This window comes from Inhella sp., assembly GCF_027532025.1.
Lineage (GTDB): Bacteria > Pseudomonadota > Gammaproteobacteria > Burkholderiales > Burkholderiaceae_C > Inhella.
Window position 1 is genome coordinate 1 of the sequence record NZ_JAPZSY010000109.1, and the last position, 7,860, is coordinate 7,860.

9 protein-coding genes are annotated in these 7,860 nt (G+C 67.6%); 8 read left to right on the forward strand and 1 reads right to left on the reverse strand.

Going from position 1 to position 7,860, the window contains the following annotated elements; all coding sequences use genetic code 11:
• Positions 1 to 14 precede the first annotated feature (14 nt).
• The 3 genes from ahcY to metF are packed head-to-tail and all read left to right on the forward strand — an operon-like array spanning position 15 to position 3,062.
• Positions 15 to 1,454, forward strand: coding sequence for an adenosylhomocysteinase (ahcY, locus tag O9335_RS13700; protein ID WP_298389055.1), 1,440 nt, complete (start codon positions 15 to 17; stop codon positions 1,452 to 1,454).
• Position 1,455: 1 nt separating this feature from the next.
• A complete protein-coding gene (locus tag O9335_RS13705) occupies positions 1,456 to 2,202 on the forward strand; it encodes a TlyA family RNA methyltransferase (RefSeq protein WP_298389039.1) in 747 nt (248 codons plus the stop codon).
• A complete protein-coding gene (metF, locus tag O9335_RS13710) occupies positions 2,199 to 3,062 on the forward strand; it encodes a methylenetetrahydrofolate reductase [NAD(P)H] (protein ID WP_298389040.1) in 864 nt (287 codons plus the stop codon). Before O9335_RS13705 ends, metF begins: the two co-directional genes overlap by 4 nt.
• Here metF and O9335_RS13715 read toward each other — a convergent pair.
• The gene (locus O9335_RS13715; RefSeq protein ID WP_298389043.1) at positions 3,059 to 3,745 is read right to left on the reverse strand and encodes a 16S rRNA pseudouridine(516) synthase; all 687 of its coding nucleotides are present in this window, start codon (positions 3,743 to 3,745) and stop codon (positions 3,059 to 3,061) included. The two genes, metF and O9335_RS13715, sit on opposite strands and share 4 nt — an antisense overlap.
• Before the next feature lie 76 nt (positions 3,746 to 3,821).
• Here O9335_RS13715 and O9335_RS13720 point away from each other — a divergent pair, with 76 nt between their 5' ends.
• From O9335_RS13720 to aceK, 5 genes are all read left to right on the forward strand, one after another.
• Positions 3,822 to 5,000, forward strand: coding sequence for an isovaleryl-CoA dehydrogenase (locus O9335_RS13720; protein WP_298389044.1), 1,179 nt, complete (start codon positions 3,822 to 3,824; stop codon positions 4,998 to 5,000).
• The gene (locus O9335_RS13725; RefSeq protein ID WP_298389046.1) at positions 5,000 to 5,374 is read left to right on the forward strand and encodes a hypothetical protein; all 375 of its coding nucleotides are present in this window, start codon (positions 5,000 to 5,002) and stop codon (positions 5,372 to 5,374) included. Before O9335_RS13720 ends, O9335_RS13725 begins: the two co-directional genes overlap by 1 nt.
• Positions 5,371 to 5,919, forward strand: coding sequence for a GNAT family protein (locus O9335_RS13730; protein WP_298389048.1), 549 nt, complete (start codon positions 5,371 to 5,373; stop codon positions 5,917 to 5,919). Before O9335_RS13725 ends, O9335_RS13730 begins: the two co-directional genes overlap by 4 nt.
• Positions 5,916 to 6,584 carry a carbonate dehydratase gene (gene can / locus O9335_RS13735; RefSeq protein WP_298389051.1) on the forward strand — a complete coding sequence of 223 codons (669 nt, stop codon included), beginning with the start codon at positions 5,916 to 5,918 and terminating at the stop codon, positions 6,582 to 6,584. The genes O9335_RS13730 and can overlap by 4 nt, the downstream gene beginning before the upstream one ends.
• A gap of 125 nt (positions 6,585 to 6,709) precedes the next feature.
• Positions 6,710 to 7,860: bifunctional isocitrate dehydrogenase kinase/phosphatase (aceK, locus tag O9335_RS13740; protein ID WP_298389053.1), on the forward strand; the 1,151-nt coding region annotated here is incomplete at its 3' end.

The following is a 7,860-nucleotide window of genomic DNA, read 5'->3' on the forward strand; positions in this document are numbered from 1 at the left end:
CCGTTGCCAAACCCATTTCCACCGACCAGTTCCACATCGCCGACCTGTCGCTCGCCGAATGGGGCCGCAAGGAAATCAACATCGCCGAGGGCGAGATGCCCGCGCTGATGGCCATCCGCCGCGAGCTGGCCCCCAGCCAGCCTCTGAAGGGCGCCCGCGTCACGGGCAGCCTGCACATGACCATCCAGACCGCCGTGCTGGTTGAAACTCTGCAGGCCCTGGGCGCCGAAGTGCGCTGGGCCAGCTGCAACATCTTCAGCACGCAAGACCACGCCGCCGCCGCGCTGGTGGCCCGCGGCACGCCGGTGTTCGCCTACAAGGGCGAGACCCTGGAGGACTACTGGGACTACACGCACCGCATCTTTGACTTCGGCACGGGACCCGCAGGGGCCCCTGCCGGTGCCCCGGGCACGCCGGGCGAAGGCCCCAACATGATCCTGGATGACGGCGGCGACGCGACCCTGCTGTTGCACCTGGGCCAGAAGGCCGAAAAAGACCTCTCGGTGCTGGCCAACCCGGGCAGCGAAGAAGAACGCATCCTCTTTGCCGCCATCAAGGCCAAGCTGGCCGTGGACGCCACCTGGTACACCCGCAAGAGCGCCGAGGTCATCGGCGTGACCGAGGAAACCACCACCGGCGTGCACCGCCTCAACGAGATGGCCGCCAAGGGCACGCTGCTGTTCCGCGCCATCAACGTGAACGACAGCGTCACCAAGAGCAAGTTCGACAACCTGTACGGCTGCCGTGAATCGCTGGTCGACGCCATCAAGCGCGCCACCGACGTGATGGTCGCCGGCAAGATCGCCGTCGTGGCCGGCTACGGCGACGTGGGCAAGGGCTCGGCCCAGGCCCTGCGCGCCTTGAGCGCCCAGGTCTGGGTCACCGAAATCGACCCCATCTGCGCGCTGCAGGCCGCCATGGAAGGCTACCGCGTCGTGACCATGGAGTACGCCATGGACAAGGCCGACATCTTCGTCACCGCCACGGGCAACCGCGACGTCATCACCCGCGCCCACATGGAGAAGATGAAGCCCAACGCCATCGTCTGCAACATCGGTCACTTTGACAACGAGATCGACGTCGCTGGCCTGGAAGGCTGCACCTTCGAAGAGATCAAGCCGCAGGTCGACCACGTCGTGTTCCCCGACGGCAAGCGCATCATCCTGTTGGCCAAGGGCCGCCTGGTGAACCTGGGCTGCGGCACGGGCCACCCCAGCTACGTGATGAGCTCCAGCTTCGCCAACCAAACCCTGGCCCAGGTGGAGCTCTACGCCCACAAGGACAAGTACGAAACCGGCAAGGTCTACGTGCTGCCCAAGCACCTGGACGAGAAGGTGGCCCGCCTGCAGCTGACGACGCTGAACGCCCAACTGAGCGAGCTGACGCCCGCCCAGGCCGCGTACATCGGCGTGACGCCGCAAGGCCCCTTCAAGGGCGACACGTACAGGTACTGATTTGTCTGCCTTGACCACGCGCGTGGACCAACTGTTGGTCCAGCGCGGCCTGGCGCCCACGCGGTCGGCCGCCCAGCGGCTGATCGCGGCCGGGGCGGTGCAGTGGCTCGGTCCGCAAGGCTGGGCCGCGCCCAAGAAGGCCGGCGACGTCCTGCCCACGCGCTGCGAGCTGAGGGTGACCGACGACGCCGAGACCCGCTGGGTCTCGCGCGGCGGCCTGAAGCTGGAAGGCGCCTTGGCGCACACCGGCCTGGCCCTCAGGGATCAGCGCGTGCTCGACCTCGGTCAAAGCACGGGCGGCTTCAGCGAGGTCTGCCTGCACGCCGGGGCCGCCTCGGTGGTCGGCGTGGACGTGGGCCACGGCCAGTTGCACCCGCGCTTGCGCGGCGACGCGCGCCTGCGCTGCCTCGAGGGCATCAACGCCCGCGAACTGACGCTGGAAGCCGTGGGGGGCGACCCCTTCGACGTGGCCGTGGGCGACCTCAGCTTCATCTCGCTCACGCTCGTGCTGCCCGCCGTGGCCCCGCTGGCGCGCACGCTCTTGCTGCTGGTCAAGCCGCAGTTCGAGCTGCAGCCCGGTCAGATCGGCAAGGGCGGCTTGGTCAAGGACGAGGCCTCGTACACCGAGGTCGAGCACAAACTGCGCGACGCCGTGCAGGCCCTGGGCCTGCGGGTGCGCGACTACTTCGCGAGCCCCATCGCCGGCGGCGACGGCAACCGCGAGTTCTTCATTTGGATCGAGTCATGACCCGAGTTCCGGTTTCGGTCGAGTTCTTCCCGCCCAACACCCCCGTGGGGCACGACAAGCTGCTGAACCAGGTGGTGCCCGCGCTGCAGCGCTTGCAGCCCGAGTACTTCAGCGTCACCTACGGCGCCGGCGGCGCCACGCGCGAGAAGACCCTGGCCACGGTCAAGGCCATCGCCGCCACCGGCGCGCAGGCCGCCCCGCACCTCAGCTGTGTGGGCGCCACGCGCGAGACCATCAGCGAGATCCTGGCCGAGTACCGCGCCCAGGGCATCCGCCGAGTGGTGGCGCTGCGCGGCGACCTGCCCAGCGGCACGGCGTCTTTGGGCGAGTTCCGGTATGCCGACGAGCTGGTCGCCTTCATCCGCGAAACGCAAGGCGCCGACTGGCACATCGAGGTGGCCGCTTACCCCGAGACCCACCCGCAGTGCCGCTACGCCGCCAAAGACCTGCAGCACTTCGCGCACAAGATGAAGGCCGGCGCCGACGGCGCCATCACCCAGTTCTTCTTCAACCCCGAGGCCTACTTCCACTTCGTGGACGAGGCGCGCAAGCTCGGGGTCAGTCAGCCCATCGTGCCGGGCATCATGCCCTTCCACAACTTCCACCGCATCGCGCAGTTCGCGCAGCGCGACGGCATCGACATCCCCCGTTGGGTGGCGCTGAAGATGGAAGGCTTCCTGGACGACGCGGCCTCGATCCGCGCCTTCGGCCTGGACGTGATCACCCGCCTCTGCGAGCGCTTGGTGGCCGGCGGCGCGCCAGGCCTGCACTTCTACGCGCTGAACCAGAGCGAGCTGGTGCTGGAGATCGGCCAGCGCTTGGGGCTAACCGCCGCGCAGGCCCCCTCGGCTCAGCCTTAAACGGCCGAGGGATCGACCCAGACCCAGCCGCCGGGCTTCAGGTCGGGCGGCACGCTGAGCTGGCCAAACCCGCTGCGGTGCAAGCCCTCGCAGCGGTTGCTCACCGCCGCCACCATGCGCTTGACCTGGTGGTAGCGGCCGCTGGTGATGGTCAGCCGCAAGAGCGTCGGCGTCAGCAACTCGGCCGCACTGGCCACCACAGGCTCCGGGTCGTCGTCCAGCACCACGCCGGCCAACAGCTTCTGCCGGGCGGCCTCATCCATGGGGTGCTTCAGGGTCACGTCATACACCTTGGGCAGCTTGCGCTTGGGGTGCGTCCACTTGTGGATCAAAGCGCCGTCGTCGGTCAGCAGCAGCAGGCCCGTCGTGTCTTCGTCCAGGCGCCCCACGGGCTGGATGCCGCGCACGCGCAAGGGGCCGGGCAGCAGGCTCAACACGCTGGGGTGGTGCTTGGGCTTCATGCTGCACTCGTAGCCCGCCGGCTTGTGCAGCAGCACCACGGCCTTCTCGGCGTAGGGCCACGCCTCGCCGTTCACGTGCAGCACGAGACCGTCGGTGTCCAAGTCCTCGAAGGGGTCGTCGAGCACGCGGCCGGCCAGGCTCACCTGGCCGTTGACCACCATGCCGGTGCATTCGTGACGGGTGCCAAAGCCTTGGCTGAAGAGGATCTGTTGGACGTGCATGGCCCGATCGTAAAGACCTCCCTAGAGAGCCCTTCCTAGAATGGCAGGCTCCACGAAACACGAAGTAACCCTTGCCATGAACCTCCCCGGCCTGAACTTCCAACTCGGCGACGACATCGACGCCCTGCGCGACGCCGTGCGCGCCTTTGCCGACGCCGAGATCGCCCCGCGCGCGGCCGAGATCGACCGCAGCGACCAGTTCCCCATGGACCTGTGGCGCAAGATGGGCGACCTGGGCGTGCTCGGCATCACCGTGCCCGAGGAGTACGGCGGCGCCAACATGGGCTACCTGGCGCACATGGTGGCCATGGAAGAGATCAGCCGCGCCAGCGCCTCGGTCGGCCTGAGCTACGGCGCGCACAGCAACCTGTGCGTGAACCAGATCAAGCGCAATGGCAACGAGGCCCAACGCGCCAAGTACTTGCCCAAGCTGATCAGCGGCGAGCACGTGGGCGCGCTGGCCATGAGCGAACCCGGCGCCGGCTCCGACGTCATCAGCATGAAGCTCAAGGCCGAAGACAAGGGCGGCTACTACCTGCTCAACGGCAGCAAGATGTGGATCACCAACGGCCCCGACGCCGACACCCTGGTGGTCTACGCCAAGACCGAGCCCGAGCTGGGCGCGCGCGGCGTCACCGCCTTCCTGATCGAGAAGGGCATGAAGGGCTTCTCCATCGCGCAGAAGCTGGACAAGCTGGGCATGCGCGGCAGCCACACGGGCGAGCTGGTGTTCCAAGACGTCGAGGTGCCCGCCGAGAACATCCTGGGCGGCCTGAACCAAGGCGCCAAGGTGCTGATGAGCGGCCTGGACTACGAACGCGCCGTGCTGGCCGCCGGCCCCATCGGCATCATGCAAGCGGTGATGGACAACGTGGTGCCCTACATCCACGACCGCAAGCAGTTCGGCCAGAGCATCGGCGAGTTCCAGCTGATCCAGGGAAAGGTGGCCGACATGTACACCGTGCTGCAGGCCGCCCGCGCCTTTTGCTACACGGTCGGCAAGAACCTCGACCTGCTGGGCGCCGGTCACGTTCGCCAAGTGCGCAAGGACTGCGCCAGCGTCATCCTCTGGTGCGCCGAGAAGGCGACCTGGATGGCCGGCGAAGGCATCCAGATTTATGGTGGCAACGGGTACATCAACGAGTACCCGCTGGGTCGCCTGTGGCGCGACGCCAAGTTGTACGAGATCGGGGCCGGCACGAGCGAAATCCGTCGCATGCTGATCGGCCGAGAACTCTTCGCGGAGACGATGTGATGTTGATGCTGGCCTTTGGCGGTTTGATGGTGGTGCTGGGCCTGCTTTCGGGCGGGGTGCTCACGGCGTCCGCCGTGGGCTTCAGCAGCTTGCAACCCGGCTGGACGGCTTGGCTGGCCTACCCCGGCCTGACCTTGCTGGGCTACGGCCTCTTCGTGGCCGCGGCCAACGACGGCCCCATCCAGGGCCTGACGCGCGGCGCCGGCGCGCTGTGCACCCTGCTGGGCATGGCCGCCATCGCCGTGCTGGTGCTGCGCTCGCTGGGCATCTTGGCCTTCGAAGGCGGCACCTTCACCCTGTGGTGGGTGTTCGCTTGCAGCCTGCTGCTGGGGCCGCTGGGCTGGATGGGCGGCAAGATGCCCCGCCCCGCATGAGCCTGCCGACGCTGGCCCTGCCCCACCCAGGCTGGACGCTGCGCCCCTGGCGAAGCACCGACGCCGAAGCCTTGGCCCGCGCGGCCAACGACGACGAGGTGTTGCGCTGGATGAGCGACACCTGGCCCGAGCCGTACACCCTCAAGGACGCGGCCTGGTGGGTGCAGGAAGGGCACCGGACGACGGGCGACAACTGGGCCCTCTGCCTGCACGACATTCCCCAAGGCGGCTGCGGCCTGTCGCCACTGGACGGCTTCCAGCGCTGCAACCTCGAAACCGGGTGGTGGCTGGCCCCGGCCCACTGGGGGCAAGGCGTGGCCAGCCACGCCGCGCGCCTCATGGTCGCGCGTGGCCTGGCGCAAGACGGCATCACCCGCGTGTTCGCCCCCATCCACGAAGGCAACACCCGCAGCATGGGCGTGGCCCGCCGCGCGGGCATGGTGCTGGAGGGCGTTCAGCGGCGCAGCGCCTACAAGCGCGGCCGGGTGATCGACCGACACATTTACGCCGCCGTGCGCGACGACCTCCCGACCCCGGCCCCATGAGCGACGCCCTCGACAACCTGTTCGCCAACAACCAGAAGTGGGCCGCCAAGATGGAGGCCCGCGAGCCGGGCTTCTTCACCAAGTTGCTGTCGCAGCAAGAGCCGCAGTACCTGTGGATCGGGTGCAGCGACAGCCGCGTGCCCGCCAACGACTTGGTGGGCCTGCTGCCGGGCGAGCTGTTTGTGCATCGCAACGTGGCCAACCTCGTGGTGCACAGCGACTTGAACGCGCTGTCGGTGGTGCAGTACGCGGTGGACGTGCTGCGGGTCACGCACATCATCGTCGTGGGCCACAGCCAATGCGGCGGCGTGCGCTCGGCCCTGAATGGGCGGCGCGCCGGCTTGGTGGACAACTGGCTGCGCCACGTGCAGGACGTGCGCGACGCCCACCTCGGCCTGCTGCAGCGCATCGACGACCCCGCCCGCCGGCTGGACGCCCTGGTGGAGCTGAACGTGCTGGAGCAAGCGCGCAACCTGTGCCACACCACCATCGTCAAGGACGCCTGGGAGCGCGGTCAGACGGTGGTCGTCCACGGCTGGGTCTACGGCCTGCACAACGGCCTGCTGGAAGACCTGCGCATCACCGCCAACGCGCTCGACGAGGTGATGCCGGCGTACCAGCAAGGCTTGGCGCGGGTGGCTCGGCGCTACCTGGGCGAGCCGTGAGCGACGGACATCTGTCGCGCTGAGCGGTCAGACGCCCCTGACTTCGTGCCGCGCGGATGCTCCATCCCTCGGCTTGGGTGGCGACCGGATAGGCTGGCACCCTGTGCCCACCGATGGAGTTCGACGTGTTTCCCCATCAGCTCAACGACCCCCGCGCCCACGACATCGCACAGGCCTTGCTGGGCGGCTTCAACCGCCACTTCCGCCTCTTCCGAGAGACCACGGCTCGAGCCAAGGCACGTTTCGAAGCCGCCGACTGGCACGGCCAACAACGCGCGCAGGCCGAGCGGATCGAGTTTTACGACCAGCGCGTGGGCGAAAACGTCGCCTTGCTGGAAGCCCGCTTTGACGCCAGCCGGCTGCCGATGGAAGTCTGGCAACAGGTCAAGCTGCACTACATCGGCCTGCTGACCGACCACCTGCAGCCCGAGCTGGCCGAGACCTTTTTCAACTCGGTCTGCACGCGCATCCTGCACCACAGCTACTTTCACAACAGCTTCTTGTTCGTGCGCCCGGCGGTGAGCACCGAGTACATCGAAAACGACGAGCCCGCCGCCACCCCCACCTACCGCGCCTACTACCCCGAGCCCGGCAAGCTGGCCGACACCTTCCGGCGCATCGTCACCAATTTCCAGCTGCAACGCCCCTTCGCCAACCCGGCCCGCGACGCCGCGCACGTGATGGACGCCGTGCAAGCCCGCCTCGGGGGCGAGCGCTGGCGCACCAACTTCCAGATCCAGGTGCTGTCCAGCCTGTTCTTCCGCAACAAGGGCGCCTACATCGTGGGCAAGATCGTCAACGGCTTTCGCGAAATCCCCTTCGCCTTGCCCATCCTGCACGACGCCAACGGCCAGTTGGTGGTCGACGCCATGCTCTTCGGCGAGGACGACCTGCTGATGCTGTTCAGCTTCGCCCGCGCCTACTTCATGGTGGACATGGAGGTGCCCAGCGCCTGCGTGCAGTTCCTGCGCGGGCTCATGCCCAAAAAGCCGCGGGCCGAGCTGTACAACGCCATCGGCCTGCAAAAACACGGCAAGAACCTGTTCTACCGGGACCTGCTCTACCACCTGCGCCACAGCTCCGACAAGTTCCGCATCGCGCCCGGCATCAAGGGCATGGTCATGCTGGTGTTCGACCTGCCCAGCTTCCCCTTCGTGTTCAAGCTGATCAAGGACTTCTACCCGCCCCAAAAGGACACCACGCGCGAGCAGATCCAAAGCAAGTACCTGCTGGTCAAGCAACACGATCGCGTGGGCCGCATGGCCGACACGCTGGA

Coding starts and splice junctions, on each gene's coding strand:
- metF (WP_298389040.1), top strand. CDS start 2,199: ATGACCCGAGTTCCGGTTTCGGTCGAGTTCTTCCCGCCCAACACCCCC.
- O9335_RS13715 (WP_298389043.1), bottom strand. CDS start 3,745: ATGCACGTCCAACAGATCCTCTTCAGCCAAGGCTTTGGCACCCGTCAC.
- O9335_RS13720 (WP_298389044.1), top strand. CDS start 3,822: ATGAACCTCCCCGGCCTGAACTTCCAACTCGGCGACGACATCGACGCC.
- O9335_RS13725 (WP_298389046.1), top strand. CDS start 5,000: ATGTTGATGCTGGCCTTTGGCGGTTTGATGGTGGTGCTGGGCCTGCTT.
- O9335_RS13730 (WP_298389048.1), top strand. CDS start 5,371: ATGAGCCTGCCGACGCTGGCCCTGCCCCACCCAGGCTGGACGCTGCGC.
- can (WP_298389051.1), top strand. CDS start 5,916: ATGAGCGACGCCCTCGACAACCTGTTCGCCAACAACCAGAAGTGGGCC.